The sequence below is a fragment of the Micromonospora sp. NPDC004336 genome (genome assembly GCF_053602615.1).
The window spans coordinates 21,355-35,357 of record NZ_JBSGDY010000001.1 but is presented as its reverse complement, the minus strand read 5'-3'; the positions used below and the strand labels follow the sequence as shown (position 1 = coordinate 35,357).

At 76.4% G+C, this 14,003-nt stretch carries 11 protein-coding genes; 6 read left to right on the top strand and 5 right to left on the bottom strand.

Annotated features, from left to right (window positions below; translation table 11 throughout):
* Positions 1-72: 72 nt before the first annotated feature.
* From ACWENR_RS00145 to ACWENR_RS00130, 4 genes are all read left to right on the top strand, one after another.
* The gene (locus tag ACWENR_RS00145) at positions 73-897 is read left to right on the top strand and encodes an MBL fold metallo-hydrolase (RefSeq protein ID WP_452274875.1); all 825 of its coding nucleotides are present in this window, start codon (positions 73-75) and stop codon (positions 895-897) included.
* Positions 894-4,481, top strand: a complete 3,588-nt coding sequence (locus tag ACWENR_RS00140; RefSeq protein ID WP_452274874.1) for an adenylate/guanylate cyclase domain-containing protein — start codon at positions 894-896, stop codon at positions 4,479-4,481. Before ACWENR_RS00145 ends, ACWENR_RS00140 begins: the two co-directional genes overlap by 4 nt.
* 185 nt (positions 4,482-4,666) lie before the next feature.
* On the top strand, positions 4,667-5,137 hold the full coding sequence (locus ACWENR_RS00135; RefSeq protein ID WP_452274873.1) for a hypothetical protein: 471 nt from the start codon (positions 4,667-4,669) through the stop codon (positions 5,135-5,137).
* A gap of 32 nt (positions 5,138-5,169) precedes the next feature.
* Positions 5,170-6,657 (top strand): serine/threonine-protein kinase, encoded by a 1,488-nt coding sequence (locus ACWENR_RS00130; protein WP_452274872.1) that lies wholly within the window; start codon positions 5,170-5,172, stop codon positions 6,655-6,657.
* Here ACWENR_RS00130 and ACWENR_RS00125 read toward each other — a convergent pair.
* Complete coding sequence (locus tag ACWENR_RS00125) at positions 6,634-6,978, bottom strand: hypothetical protein (protein WP_452274871.1); 345 nt, start codon at positions 6,976-6,978, stop codon at positions 6,634-6,636. The two genes, ACWENR_RS00130 and ACWENR_RS00125, sit on opposite strands and share 24 nt — an antisense overlap.
* Positions 6,979-7,077: 99 nt before the next feature.
* Between ACWENR_RS00125 and ACWENR_RS00120 the strand changes: the two genes are divergently transcribed.
* Positions 7,078-7,539 carry a hypothetical protein gene (locus ACWENR_RS00120; RefSeq protein WP_452274870.1) on the top strand — a complete coding sequence of 154 codons (462 nt, stop codon included), beginning with the start codon at positions 7,078-7,080 and terminating at the stop codon, positions 7,537-7,539.
* A gap of 235 nt (positions 7,540-7,774) precedes the next feature.
* Here the strand turns inward: ACWENR_RS00120 and ACWENR_RS00115 are convergent, their stop codons facing one another.
* Both ACWENR_RS00115 and rsgA read right to left on the bottom strand, forming a co-directional pair.
* Positions 7,775-8,419, bottom strand: a complete 645-nt coding sequence (locus ACWENR_RS00115; protein WP_452274869.1) for a GNAT family N-acetyltransferase — start codon at positions 8,417-8,419, stop codon at positions 7,775-7,777.
* Positions 8,416-9,453, bottom strand: a complete 1,038-nt coding sequence (gene rsgA / locus ACWENR_RS00110) for a ribosome small subunit-dependent GTPase A (RefSeq protein ID WP_452274868.1) — start codon at positions 9,451-9,453, stop codon at positions 8,416-8,418. Before rsgA ends, ACWENR_RS00115 begins: the two co-directional genes overlap by 4 nt.
* Positions 9,454-9,881: 428 nt before the next feature.
* On the opposite strand from rsgA, the gene ACWENR_RS00105 reads away from it, so the two are divergent.
* Positions 9,882-10,724, top strand: a complete 843-nt coding sequence (locus tag ACWENR_RS00105) for a PhzF family phenazine biosynthesis protein (protein WP_452274867.1) — start codon at positions 9,882-9,884, stop codon at positions 10,722-10,724.
* A 13-nt stretch (positions 10,725-10,737) separates the two neighbouring features.
* Here ACWENR_RS00105 and ACWENR_RS00100 read toward each other — a convergent pair whose 3' ends face one another.
* The gene (locus ACWENR_RS00100; protein WP_452274866.1) at positions 10,738-11,901 is read right to left on the bottom strand and encodes an acyl-CoA dehydrogenase family protein; all 1,164 of its coding nucleotides are present in this window, start codon (positions 11,899-11,901) and stop codon (positions 10,738-10,740) included.
* A gap of 15 nt (positions 11,902-11,916) precedes the next feature.
* A complete protein-coding gene (locus tag ACWENR_RS00095) occupies positions 11,917-14,001 on the bottom strand; it encodes an ATP-binding protein (protein ID WP_452274955.1) in 2,085 nt (694 codons plus the stop codon).
* Positions 14,002-14,003 lie beyond the last annotated feature (2 nt).

The following is a 14,003-nucleotide window of genomic DNA, read 5'->3' as shown; positions in this document are numbered from 1 at the left end:
GAAGGGGGACGTAACCCGGGCGGAAACTGCAAGATCGCGGGGCGGGGCGGCGGGGGCCGTACGATCGCAGCCATGACGGGGCACTTCACCGCGCCGGCGGCGGCGCTCGCCGACGAGCTGCCGGACTGGGTGACGCTGCTGCGCGCCCCCAACCCGGGGCCGATGACGCTCGACGGCACCAACACCTGGCTGCTGCGCGCACCCGGCCAGGAGCACGCCGTCGTCGTCGACCCCGGCCCGGCCGACGAGGGGCACCTGGCCGCGATCGCCGCGCGGGGGCCGATCGGGCTGGTGCTGATCACCCACGGCCACCCGGACCACACCGACGGCTCGCGCCGCCTGCACGACCTGCTCGACGGGGTGCCCGTCCGCGCGGCCGACCCCACGCACACCCTCGGCGGGGAGCCGCTGACCACCGGGGACGGCCTCGACGGCCACGGCCTGGGCATCCGGCTCCTGCCGACCCCCGGGCACACCGGCGACTCGGTCTGCTTCCTCGTGGAGCACGGCGACGAGCGGGTCGTGCTCACCGGCGACACCATCCTGGGCCGGGGCACCACCGTCGTCGCCCACCCCGACGGGCACCTCGGCGACTACCTGGACAGCCTGGAGCTGCTCTCGACGTACCGGGGGATCCCGGCGCTGCCGGGGCACGGCCCGGCGCTGGCCGACTGCGCCGCCGCCGCGGAGTTCTACCTCGCCCACCGCCGGGCCCGGCTCGACCAGGTCCGGGCGGCGGTCGCCGAGGGCGCCGGCACCGCGGCCGAGGTGGTCGCGAAGGTCTACGCGGACGTCGACCGGTCGCTGTGGTGGGCGGCCGAGTGGTCGGTGCGCGCGCAACTGGAACACCTCGCGCGGGAATCCGGCGAAGGTGCCGCGGGGTTGGAGCAAGCGTGACCTGCCCGGTGTGCGGAACCGTAGCCGTACCCGGCGCGCGGTTCTGCCACAACTGCGGGGCCGCGCTGCCGGCCGCCGCCATGCTGCCGGCGGCCGAGCGCCGGGTGGTCACCGTGCTCTTCGGCGACCTGTCGGACTTCACCTCCTGGTCGGAGGACCTCGACCCGGAACGGGTCGGCGCGGTCACCGACCGGGTGCTCGCCGCCCTGGCCGGCGCGGTCAAGACGTTCGGCGGGCACGTCGACAAGCTCACCGGCGACGGGATCATGGCGGTCTTCGGCGCGCCGGTGGCGCACGAGGACGACGCCGAACGGGCGGTCCGCGCCGCGCTGTCCATGCAGCGGGCGGTGCGCCGGGTGCTCGACGACGAGCGGGGCGGCGGCGCGCCGCTCGGCCTGCGGGTGGGGCTGAACACCGGCGACGTGATCGCCGGCATCCAGGCCGCGATCGAGTACACGGTCATCGGCGACACCGTGAACACCGCCGCCCGGCTGGCCGACGCCGCCGCCGTCGGCGCGGTCTACGCCGGGGCGCGGACCTCCGCCGCCACCCGGCGCGTCGCCTCCTGGCGCGCGCTGCGCCCGCTGCGGCTGAAGGGCAAGCGCGAGCCGGTCGAGGCGTACGAGCTGCTCGGCCTCCTGGACGCGCCGGGCACCCGGTCCGGTCTCGGCGACGAGGCGCCCTTCGTCGGCCGGGAGACCGAGATCGGCCGGGTCGCCGGCCGGCTGGCCGAGGTGATCGACCGGGGCGAGCCCCGGGTGCTGCTGATGACCGCCGAGGCCGGCCTCGGCAAGTCCCGCTTCGCCGCCGAGGTGGAACGCCTCGCCGCGGGCTACGACGTGGGCGCCGGCCGGTACGCCGCGCACACCGGCGCCCGGGTGCTGTCGGTGCGCTGTGCCGCCTTCGGCGAGCGCCGCCGGCTCGCGCCCCTGGCCGACCTGGTCCGGGCGGCGGTCGGCCTGCCCACCGACGCCGCCACCGCGCTCACCCGCCCGGCGGTCGAGGAGCGGCTGCGCCGGCTCAGCCAACGGCTCGGCCGCTCCGGCGGCGATCCGTCCCCGGTCGCCACCGACCAGCTGCTGGCCCTGCTCGGGTACGCCGAACTGCCCGCCGGCGGCGCGACCGACCAGGCCGAGTGGAGCACCGCCGGGCAGCCCGCCGACGCCGACGCCGTGCCGAACGCCGTCGCCGAACTGCTCAGCGCGCTCGCGGCGGAGGCGCCCCTGGTGGTCGTCGTCGACGACCTGCACGACGCGACCGCCGAGACCATCCAGGCGCTCGGGGTGACCCTGTCCCGGCTCACCGGCCCGGTGCTGGTGCTGCTGCTCGGCCGGCCCGAGCTGGTGCGTACCGCCGGCGCGCTGACCCGGGTCGCCGACGCCGAGGTGCACGCGCTGCCGCCGCTGCGCGGCGCCGACGCGGCCCGGCTGCTCACCAGCTATCTCGGCGGCGGCAAGCTGCCCCAGGCCGACACCGACCGGCTGCTCGCCACCGCGCAGGGCAACCCGTTCTACCTGGCCGAGCTGGTCACCCTGCTGATGGAGCGGGGCGCGCTGACGGCCGTCGCCGACCGGCACGGTCCCGGCCCCGGCGGCTGGCGGCTGGCGCCCGGCTCGCTCGGCAGCCGCCTGCTCTCCCGCGACCTGGCGGCGGTGCTCGCCGCGCGCATCGACGCGCTACCCGTCGGCGCCCGCTCGGTGCTGCGCGACGCCGCGGTGGTCGGCGACACCGTGCCGGCCGGGGCGCTGGAGGCCCTGCGCGAGCAGCGGGCCGGCCGGGACGGCCGCCCGGCGGCGGTGATCGCCGTCGAGCTGGAGCGGGCCGTCGAGGAGCTGCTGCAACGCCGGATGCTGCACCGCGCCCGCACCGGCTACGCCTTCGCCACCCCGCTGATGCGGGAGGCCGCCTACGCCGGGGTGAGCAAGGCCGAGCTGGCCGAGCGACACGCCGCGCTGGCCCGCTGGGCCGCGACCGACCCGCCGGCCGGGGCGGGCGCGCCGGGCGGCTTCACGGAGGCGGCCCGCGATGTCTTCGTGGCCGAGCACGTGGAGCGGGCCGCCACGCTGGCCGACGCGGTCGGGCTGCGGCCGGACGCGCCGGCGCGCGCCGTCGTCCCGCTGGGCGTCGACGCGCTCGGCCGGGCCGCCCGCCGGTCCCTGCAGGCGGGCGAGCCCGCGCTGGCCGTGGAGTACGCCGAGCGCGCCGCCGAGCTGGCCCGCGACGGGGTGCCGGCGGCCGACCGCGTGGTGCACGCCCGGGCGCTGCTCCAGATCGGGCGGCCCGCCGACGCGCTCGCCTCCGCCGAGAAGATCGCGGCCAACGCCGGCGAGCCGGCGGTGCGGGCCAGCGCGCTGCTGCTCGCCGGGCAGGCCCACCAGACCATGGGCGACCAGGCGCGGGCGACGGCCTGCTGGCAGGAGGCGTCGCAGGTGGCCACCGACGGCGGGCTGCCGACCCTGCGCGCCTCGGCGATGCGCCGCCTCGGCATGGCCGACTTCATCGCCGGGCGGCTGGGGCAGGCGAGCAGCCGCCTCGCGGCGTCGTACCAGGTCAGCCTCCAGGCGCAGGACCCTCGGGGGCAGGCGTGGTCGTTGCAGAACCTGGCCTGGGTCACCACCACGCGGGGCGACTTCGCCGGCACCGACGCGGTGCTCGGCCGGGCCGCCCGACTCTTCGCCCAGCTGAAGGACCCGTACGGGCGGGCTTGGCTGCGCGGCACCACGGCGTTCGCCCGGCTGCTGGCCGGCCGGTTGCGGGAGGCGTGCCGGATGGCGCAGGTCTTCCTGCCGTTCGGCGAGCGGGTCGGCGAGGCGTGGGCGGTGGGCACGCTGCGTGCCGTGGAGGCGTACGCGACCGCCGAGCTGGGCGAGCTGGCCGAGGCGGACCGGGGCGCCCGCCGGGCGTACCGGGAGTTCGCCGCCGCCTCCGACGACTGGGGGCAGGGCTTCGCGCTGGTCGTGCGCGGGGTGGTGGCGCGCGGACTGGGCGAGCCGGAACACGCCGCCGACCTGCTCACCGACGCGCTGTGGCACGCCCACCGGACGTCGCACCCGCTGCTCACCGGGATGGCCGGCACGCTGCGCGGGTTCGTGGCGCTGGACATGGGCGACTACGACACCGCCGAGCGGGCCGCCCGCTCGGTGCTGACCGCCGTCGAGCCGCACAACCCGCAGGCGCCCGCCCAGGTGGCGCCCCGGGTGCTGCTGGCGACCGCCCGGTTGGCCGCGGGTGACTCCGCGACCGCGGTCGGGCTCCTCGCCCCGGTGGCCACCGTCGCCGCCACGGTGCCCTCGCTGCTCATCTCCCGCCGCCAGACGATGGCCCGGTACGCCGCGGCGCTGCTCGCCCACGGCCAGCGCGAGCAGGCGCTGGACTGGGCCCGGCGGGCCGTGGCCGCCCCGGCGGAGGACGTGCGCAGCCAGGTGGTCGGGGCGATGGTGCTGGCCGAGGCGCTCGCCGAGTGCGGCCGGCCCGTGGAGGCGCTGGCCAGCGCCGACGAGGCGGTGCGGCTGGCGTACGCCACGGAACAGCGCAGCGAGCGTCCCGCCGCCGACGCCCTCCGCGCCCGCCTCGCCGCCACCTGACCGCCCGCCCGACCGCCCGCCTGGCCGCCTGTCTCGCCGCCGCCGGACCGCTCTCGGCGGCCGGCTCCCTCGCCCGGCGAGGTATTGGCGGTTCCGGGGATGCGGCGTGTCGGGGGTGGCCGATAGCGTGGCAGGTCCGAGGGGCGGTCCGATGTCGACCGCGCCGGCGTCTGGGGAGGGCCGGGATGAGGTTGCCGCGTTCGGCCGCGGGATGGACGATCGCGGTCTTCGGCGTGCTGGCCCTGGTCATGGGCGCGGTCGGGCTGCTCTGGCCGGAGGCGCTGCTGCGCGTGCTCGGCTTCGAGGTGCCCGCCACCCGCGCGGCCGGCGACCACACCGGCACCTTCCTGACGGCGTCCTCGATGGCCTCGTTCAACATGGGCGTCTACTACCTGCTCGCCACCGCGACCGAGTGGCGCCCGTTCTACCGCTTCACGGTGGTGTTCCGGCTCGTCACGTTCACCGTGTTCGTCATCGCGGTGCTGGCCGACGTCGCGCCGGGCCGGTTTCTCGGGGTGGCCGTCTGGGAGGGGCTGGGCGCGGTGGCGACCGCCGTGGGGCTCTGGTGGGACGAGCGGCGCGCGGGCTCGACGGTCGGCGGCGGTGGGAGCGTTCTTTCCGCTGGTGCCGCCCCGGCTCCCGATGCGGCGCATTGAGCAGCCGGTCCGGTTGGGTATTTTCTAGAACTGTGACCGAGACCCCGCCCGGCGCCCTGCCGTTGCCCATCGTGCCCGGTCTGACTGATTTACACGTCTTTGCCCGGGGCGGCTACGCCACCATCTACAAGGCGACCCAGATCTCGGTGGGGCGCGAGGTCGCGGTCAAGGTCGAGAACCGCACGCTCGACAGCGAGCGGGACCAGGCCCGCTTCCTGCGCGAGGCGCGGGCCGCCGGCCGGATGTCGTCCCACCCGCACGTGGTGGACCTCTTCGACGTCGGGGTCACCGTCGACCAGCACCCCTATCTGATCATGGAGCTCTGCGACGGCTCGTACGCGGAGCGGATGCGCACGTCGCCGCTCGGGCCGGCCGAGGCCCGCGACCTCGGCGTCAAGATCGCCGACGCGATCGCCCACTCGCACGCCGCCGGGGTGCTGCACCGCGACGTCAAGCCGGCGAACATCCTCTTCTCGCACTTCAACCCGGCGGTGCTGGCCGACTTCGGGCTGGCCGTGGTGGCCGAGATGCGCGACGCCTCCGTCGCCCTGGAGGTGCTCACCCCGGCGTACGCGCCACCGGAGATGTTCAACCACAGCCCGCCGTCGCCCGCCGTCGACGTATACGCCCTCTGCGCGACCCTCTACGCGGTCATGCACGGCCGCCCGCCCCGCTGGCACTCCGAGCGCAACCCCAGCCTGGTGACGGTGCTGGAGATGTTCCACCAGCCGGTCCCCGGCCTGCCCGGCGTGCCGGAGGAGATGATCGACGTGCTGCGGGTCGGCATGTCGAACGACCCGGGGGAGCGCCCGTCGGCCGTCGAGCTGCGCGACCTGCTGGCCGGCCTGCCGCTCGTCCCGCCCGGCGCGCCGGTCAGCGGCGCGCCGGTGTCGGGTTACCCGGCCGGCGGCGGTCCCGCCGGCAGCACGCCCCGCCCCGCCCCGCGACCGCCCGTGGAGGACACGCACCCGACGGTGGCCACCCCCGCACCTTCGCGCCGGCGGCGCTGGTTCCTCGGCGGCGCCGGGATGGTCGCGCTGGCCGCCTCGGCCAGCGCCGGTGCCTGGCTGGCCGGCGCGAGCTCGGTCCCGGCCCCGTCCCCGACGGCCGACGTGGCCGCGACGAGCGGGCTGCTGCCCGCGTGCGCGGCGGCCACCGGGCTGCCCGACGGCACGGGCTGCGCCGACGAGCTGGAGTGCTTCGGGCCGATGGAGGTGCGCGGCGCCCGGGCCCGGGCGGCCCGAGTGCCCTGCGACGGCGAGCACACCTGGGAGAGCTACGCCGAGGGCCGGCTCCCCGACACCCTGGTCGGCGCGGACCACGCCCGGCTCCGCCAGGCCCCGGCGGTGCGCCGGGTCTGCAACGAGACCACCTTCCGGCTCACCAGCGGGGTGAGCCGCGTCGACGGCTGGAACCTGGAGGTGCTGCCCCCGACGGGGGCGGACGCCGACCGGACGTACCGCTGCCTGGCCGGGCGCGGGCTGGACGCGCTCGCGTCACCCACCCTCACCGGTCGCTGAGCCGCGTCCCCGGCGGCGCTCCCGCATCACGCGGACCGTGTCCCGGGGGTCCAGCGTCTCCAGGGTGTCGGCGTCGACGCCGTACATCCCGCCCCCCGGCTGCCCCGGGACGGCCGGTGCGGTCGTCGGTCGCCCGCCGTCCCCCTGCCGGGCCGCCGCCACCGACACCGCCGCGATCATCGTCATCAGGACGCAGAGCAGCGCCAGGACCACGCCGAGGAGATCCTGGCGGCCCCGCGCGATCAGCGTGACCAGCAGCGCGAGCGCCGCCAGCGCCGCGACGACCGCCTTCGTCCGCGCGTCGGGCCTGGGAAACCTCACCCGTCCAGCATGTCCACGCCGGGGCGGCTGTCAACCGGGGACGCCGGCACCGGTGCGATGATCTCCTGTGGAGATCGTCCCTTGAGGAGAGGAGCGCCGGTGCACCGGTACACCCGGATCGTCGCCGCGGTGCTGATGTCGGGCGCCCTGGCCGCCTGCGGAACGGACGGCCCGCCCGCGCCGACGACCACACCGGCGGCGGCGACCACGCCGGCGGCCACCACGCCCGCACCCGGGGTCACGCCGTCCCCGGCCGGCGCGTCGTCCCCGGCGGGAGCCGGCTTCCCCAGCGTCGACCAGGCGGTGGCCCGCTTCCTCGCGGACGCCTCCGGGGCCCGCTACGTCGGGCCGTGCGAGCGGGCGAAGCCCGACCCGGACGCGGTCTGCGCGATCAAGCTGGCCACAGCGGACGAAGGCGAGGTCTACGGCGTGGGCGCCCCGGCCAGCGAGGTCGTCGGCTTCCTGCTGCTGCGCCGGGGGGCCGACGGCTGGCGGGTGGTGGACGACCACACGCCGGGCGGGGGTGCGTCGACGCCGTCCTGGATGGCCGGCATCGGATGAGCCTGGCGGGCCGGGCCGCATAGGCGTCGGCGGCCGGATCTCATTACGTCGGGGTGAGCCGAAGCGGCTCCCACCGGTGGTCACGCCGCTGGCGGCGGTCGGTTCGCCGACCGTCCGCCGAGGACCCGGGGTACGGCGGACGATCGGGCGTCCGCCGTACCCGGCCCCTCGCCGACCGGGCCTGGTCAGGTGCGGGGCGGCCGGCCCGTCCCGCACCTGACGGAGGCGGTGCGGGTCAGACGCCGAAGGCCGCCGCGTAGCGGATGGTTCCGCGCGGGACCGGGCGGCCCGGGTCGAGTACCAGCGCCATCATGTTCTCGTCCGGCACCTCGAACGGCGGCCGGATTCCGTACCGGGAGGCGGGCGTGAAGCCGAACCGGGGGTAGTAGGGCGCGTGACCGAGTACGAGGACGAGTTGTTCGCCCGCCGCCCGGCCGGCGTCCAGGGCGGCCCGAATCGCCGCTGATCCGGCGCCCGTGCGCTGCTGTTCGGGCGACACCGCGCACGGGCCGAGGGCCAGGGCCGGTACGTCGTCCACGTGGCATCGGGTCAGCAGGGCGAAGCCGGCGGGGGTGCCGTCGGGGTCCTCGGCGAGCCACGAGGACCACGGCAACCACGCCTGCGGGTCCTCGCGCAGCGCGTCGACCAGATCGGCCTCGAGCGGGCCGGGGAACGCGGACAGGTTGATCCGGCGGATCGCGGCGCGGTCGTCCGGTCCGGCTTCCGGCCGGGTGTGCCAGCTGCGGGTGGTCATGGCGGGGTACGACTCCTCGTGCGGAAGGGTGCTCGGCGATTCGGTGACGGGACGCAGGACGAAGAACGCGTCCTCGGCCGAGGCGTATCGCGGGGTCGGCGTCGCCTCGGTGGGGCGGGCGGTCACGACTGTCCCCGGAAGTGGTAGGTCGCCCGGAGGTGGCGGGTGATCGCCTTGCGCTGGTTCTCCCGTTCCGCGCGCAGGCGTGCGTCGTCCCGGGAGGCCGCCCAGTCGGATTCCCGCTGGAGTCTGCGGTAGCTGTCCAGCCGGCGCTGCGCGAGGTCGCCCGCCTCGATCGCCGCGCGTACCGCGCAACCGGGCTCGCTCGTGTGCCGGCAGTCGGCGAACCGGCAGTCGCGGGCGAGCTCCTCGATCTCGGCGAAGACCTGCTGGAGGCCGTCCTCGGTGTCGTGCAGGCCGACCGCGCGCAGACCGGGGGTGTCGATGAGCACGCCCCCGTTCGGCAGTGGGAGCAGTTCGCGGTGAACGGTGGTGTGCCGGCCCTTGCCGTCGCCGGCGCGGACCGCCCCGGTGGTCAGCGCTTCGGCGCCGAGCAGGGCGTTGCCGAGCGAGGACTTGCCCGCGCCCGAGGGCCCCAGCAGCACGATCGTCCCGGTCAGCGCCGCGGCGAGGATGTCCAGGCCCTCGCCCGTGGCGACGCTGGTGACCAGGACGTCGACGCCGAGGGCCAGCGCGGCGACCTCCGCACGTGCCTCGGCGGGGTCGCGCCCGGCGAGGTCGGCCTTGGTCAGGACGACGACCGGGAGCGCCCCGCTGTCCCAGGCGAGCGCGAGCATGCGCTCGATCCGGCCGGCGGGTATGGGGGTGGCGAGGGACTCCACGACGACGACCGTGTCGACGTTCGCGGCCAGGACCTGTGGGCGGGAGGTGCGCGAGGCGGCGGCCCGGACGATGGCGGTGCGGCGGGGCAGCAACGCGGCCAACTCGGGCTGCGCGGCGGTGGTGACGGCGGCCCAGTCCCCGGTGCACGGGGGCGGGCCGGAACGGGCCGACCAGGTGGCGCGCACCGGGCCGGCGGCGGTGACCACCGTGGCCAGGCCGCGGTCGACCAGGGCGACGCGGGCGGGCCGCAACCCGGCGGCCCGGTGCGCGGCGAACTCGTGTTCGTGTGCCCCGTCCCAGCCGTACGAACGCAGCACGTTCGAGGACGGGATCGGCGCGGAAGATGACGATGACAACGGAAGAGACCCTTCGGAAGAGGGGCCCCGACAGACACCGGCGTAACCCGGTCGGGATCGAACATCCCGTCGAACGGGGAGATCAGCTGGGTCAGGCCGAGGCCCGGGACGCGAGGTTGGTCCGGGCGCTGCACGCAGCAGCAGCCGCCTTCGCGGTCATCAACCTCACCCCCCTCTCTCCCACGCGATCCGATGTCGCAGCGATGTCGGGCCGAACGCTACCACGGTCGACCAGTTGGCTGGCGCACCTTTTCGCGACGACGACCGCTCCCTGCCTGGTGGCCGACGCGCTGCGGGAGTTCTTCGCCGACGACGCGGCGTAGCCCGGGGCCCCCGTAGCCCGGCCCGTCGGTGGCTCCTCAGCGGCCCACCGTCGTAGGGTCCTGATCATGGAGATCCTGCGCTACGTCGCGTTCAGTGCCGACCCCGCTGGCGGCAACCCGGCCGGAGTCGTGCTCGACGCGACCGGGATCGGCGACGCCGAGATGCTGCGCGTCGCCGCCGACGTCGGCTACTCCGAGACGGCCTTCCTCGTGCCCCACGGCGACGGGCGGTTCGAGGTGCGCTACTTCAGTCCCCTGGCCGAGGTGCCGTTCTGCGGCCACGCGACCATCGCCTCGGCGGTCGCCCACGCCGAGCGGCACGGTCCGGGCCGGCTGCGCCTCGACACCCGGGCCGGCCTCGTCGAGGTCACCACCGCCGTGGCGCCGGACGGCACGACCACGGCGACGCTGGTCAGCGTGGCGCCGCAGACCCGGCCCGTCGCCGCCGACGACCTCGCTGCGCTGCTCGCCGCGCTGCGCTGGGCGCCGGACGATCTCGACGCGACGCTGCCGCCGCGGGTCGCCTTCGCCGGCGCCTGGCATCCGGTCGTGGCCGCCACCAGCCGGCAGCGGCTGGCCGACCTGGACTACGACATGGACGCGCTGGCCACGCTGATGGCGCGGCGCGACTGGACGACCGTCGACCTGATCTGGCGCGAGTCCCCGCACGTGTTCCACGCGCGCAACCCGTTCCCGCCCGGGGGCGTGCGGGAGGACCCCGCCACCGGTGCCGCGGCGGCGGCGTTCGGCGGCTACCTGCGCGAGCTGGGGCTGGTCACCCCACCCGCGACCGTCACCGTGCACCAGGGACAGGACATGGGCCGCCCCAGCGTCCTGACGGTCGGGATCCCCGCCGGGCCGCGAACCGGCATCGCGGTGACCGGCACCGCCGTCGCCCTGGCCGGATAGCCGGGGCGGGCCGTCAGTACGACTTGTCCTGACCGAGCACGTGCTGGGCGACGAAGTTGAGGATCATCTCGCGGCTGACCGGGGCGATCCGGCCGGCGCGCACCGCGCCGAGCAGCGTCGCCACGCCGTACTCGGTGGTCATGCCGGCCCCGCCGTGCACCTGGACGGCGGTGTCGACGGCCAGCGCCGCCGCCTCCCCGGCCGCGTACTTGGCCATGTTGCCGGCCACCCCGGCCTCCAGGTCACGGCCGGCGTCGTAGAGGGTGGCCGCCTTGTGGATCATGAGGCGGGCCAGCTCCACCTGCACGGCCGCGTGCGCCAGCGGGTGCGCGACGCCCTGGTGCGAGCCGATGCTCCGGCCGCCCCAGACCTTGCGGGCGGCCGTGTACTTGCTGGCCCGCTCGATGGCGTACCGGCCGGTGCCGGCGCCCATCGCGGCGACCGTGATCCGCTCCGGGTTGAGCCCGGCGAAGAGCGCCGGCAATCCCGCGTCCAGCGACTCGCCGACCAGCGCGTCGGCGGGCACCCGCACGTCGTCGAGGTAGAGCAGGAACTGGTTCTCCGGGGAGACGATCTCCATGTCCAGCTTGGACCGGGTCAGCCCCGGCGCGTCGGTCGGCACCATGAACAGCGCCGGCTTGAGCTTGCCGGAGACCGCGTCCTCGGTGCGGGCGACGACCAGCACGTACGACGCCTCGTCGACGCCCGAGATGTAGCACTTGCGGCCGGAGATCAGCCAGTCTTCGCCGTCGCGTCGGGCCACCGTGCCGAGCCGGTGGAAGTTCGAGCCGGCCTCCGGCTCGGTGATCGCGAAGACCACCTTGAGCGAGCCGTCGGCGAAGCCGGGCAGGTAGCGCTTGCGCTGCTCCTCGGTGCCGTGCCGGGCGACCACCGTGGCGGCGATGGCGGGGGAGACCACGAGCAGCAGCAGCGGGCAGCCGGCCGCCGCCAGCTCCTCGCAGACGATGGCCAGCTCGGTGATGCCGCCCCCGCCGCCGCCGTACTCGGTGGGGATGTTGACCCCCAGGTAGCCCAGGCGGCCGGCCTCGTTCCACAGCTCCGTGGTGTGCTCGCCGGCCTTGGCCCTGGTGACGAAGTAGTCGTGGCCGTACCGCCGGCCCAGCGCGCGGACCGCGTCGCGGAGCTGGTCCTGCTCGGGGGTCAGGTCGAAGTTCATCGGGGCCTCCAGGGATCAGTGGGGGTTGACCACGGCCAGCACGGCGCCCGTGTCGACCTGCCCGCCGGCCGGCACCGGCAGCTCGGCGACCACGCCGTCGGTCGGGGCGAGCACGGGATGTTCCAGCTTCATCGCCTCCAGCGTCAGCAGCAGGTCGCCGGCCGCCACCCGCTGGCCGACCTCGACGTGCAGCCGCGTCACCGCGCCGGGCAGCGGCGCGACCAGCGACCCGGCCGCCAGCTCCGCGGTGGGCTCCGCGAAGCGCGGCAGCTCGACCAGGCCCGCCGCCCCGTCCGGGCCGTCCACGAAGACCTCCGACCCGGTCCGGCGTACGCGGTAAGCGCGCCGCACCCCGTCGACGTCGAGGACCACCCGGTCGGGGGCGGCCTCGACCAGGCCCACCACCGGCGTCGGCCCGCCTGCCGGGGCGTCCGACGTCGGTCCGTCCGCCGGATCCGTCCCGCCCGGGGTGGGCCCGTTCGGCGGGGCCGCTCCGTCCGGGGTCGGCCCGGCGGTGCGGGCGGCAGAGCCGGCGCCCGGCGACACCGACCACTCGGCGAGGCCGCCCGAGCGGTCCAGGCGGTAGCGGACCTCGACCTCGCCGGCCGGGCCGGCGAAGCGGGTGACCTGCGGGAACGCCGGCACGTTGCGCCAGCCCGAGGGGAGCCCGGCCAGCACCGGTGCCGAGGCGCGGCGGGCGGCGGCCGAGGCGAGGGCCGCCGCCAGCGCGACGACTGGGAGCTGATCGGCGGGCAGCAGCGGGGCGAGGACGTCGGGGTGCCGGTCCAGGAAGCCGGTGTCGACGTCGACGGCGGCGAACTCCCGGCTGCGCAGGACGCGGACCAGCAGGTCCCGGTTGGTGACCACCCCGTGCAACTCGGCGCGGGCCAGCGCGCCGGCCAGCGCCCGGGCCGCCTCGGCGCGGGTGGGCGCCCACGCGATCACCTTGGCGAGCATCGAGTCGTAGTGGACGCCCACCACCGAGCCGTCGACCACGCCCGAGTCCAGCCGCAGGCCCGGCCCGGCCAGCGGCCCGAACTCGGCCGCGACGCCGGGCAGGGCGAACCGGTGCAGGGTGCCGGTCGCCGGCCGGTAGCCCTGCGCGGGGTCCTCGGCGCAGAGACGTACCTCGATCGCGTGGCCCCGCGCGGGCGGGGTCGCCGCCACCGGCAACGGCTCGCCCTCGGCGACGAGCAGTTGCAGCCGGACCAGGTCCAGGCCGGTGGTCAGCTCCGTGACCGGGTGCTCGACCTGGAGGCGGGTGTTCATCTCCAGGAAGTAGATCGCCCCGTCGGACGCGAGCAGGAACTCGACCGTGCCGGCGCCGACGTAGTCGACCGCTCGGGCGGCGGCCACCGCCGCGGCGTGCAGCCGCTGCCGCACCTCGCCGGGAAGGACCCCCGGGGCCTCCTCGACGATCTTCTGGTGCCGGCGCTGGATGGAGCAGTCCCGCGCGCCGAGGGCGACCACCGTGCCGTGCGCGTCGCCGAAGACCTGCACCTCGACGTGCCGGCCCCGCTCGACGTACCGCTCGACGAAGACCGTGCCGTCGCCGAACGCCGACGCCGCCTCGCGGCGCGCGGAGGCGACGGCCTCGGCCAGCCCTGCGGCGTCGCGGACGACGCGCATGCCGCGCCCGCCGCCCCCGGCCGACGCCTTCACCAGCACCGGGAAGTCGGTGACCTGGTCGGCGTCGGTCCACGTGGGCAGCATCGGCACGCCCGCCTCGGCGAGCAGCGCCTTCGCCGCCATCTTGTCGCCCATCGCGGCGATCGCCTTGGCCGGCGGGCCGACCCAGGTCAGCCCGGCGTCGGTCACCGCCGTGGCGAACTCGGCGCTCTCGGCGAGGAAGCCGTAGCCGGGATGGACGGCGTCCGCCCCGGCCCTGCGGGCCGCGTCGAGGATCAGGTCCGTCCGCAGGTACGTCTCGGCGGGCGTGTTCCCGGGCAGCCGGACGGCGCGGTCGGCCTCGGCGACGAACGGCGCGTCGGCGTCGGCGTCGGAGTGCACGGCCACCGTCTCGATGCCGAGCGTCCGGCAGGTGGCGAAGACCCGCCGGGCGATCTCGCCCCGGTTGGCGACGAGGAGTCTCGTGATCATCA

Coding starts and splice junctions, on each gene's coding strand:
- ACWENR_RS00145 (WP_452274875.1), top strand. CDS start 73: ATGACGGGGCACTTCACCGCGCCGGCGGCGGCGCTCGCCGACGAGCTG.
- ACWENR_RS00135 (WP_452274873.1), top strand. CDS start 4,667: ATGAGGTTGCCGCGTTCGGCCGCGGGATGGACGATCGCGGTCTTCGGC.
- ACWENR_RS00105 (WP_452274867.1), top strand. CDS start 9,882: ATGGAGATCCTGCGCTACGTCGCGTTCAGTGCCGACCCCGCTGGCGGC.
- ACWENR_RS00100 (WP_452274866.1), bottom strand. CDS start 11,901: ATGAACTTCGACCTGACCCCCGAGCAGGACCAGCTCCGCGACGCGGTC.
- ACWENR_RS00095 (WP_452274955.1), bottom strand. CDS start 14,001: ATGATCACGAGACTCCTCGTCGCCAACCGGGGCGAGATCGCCCGGCGG.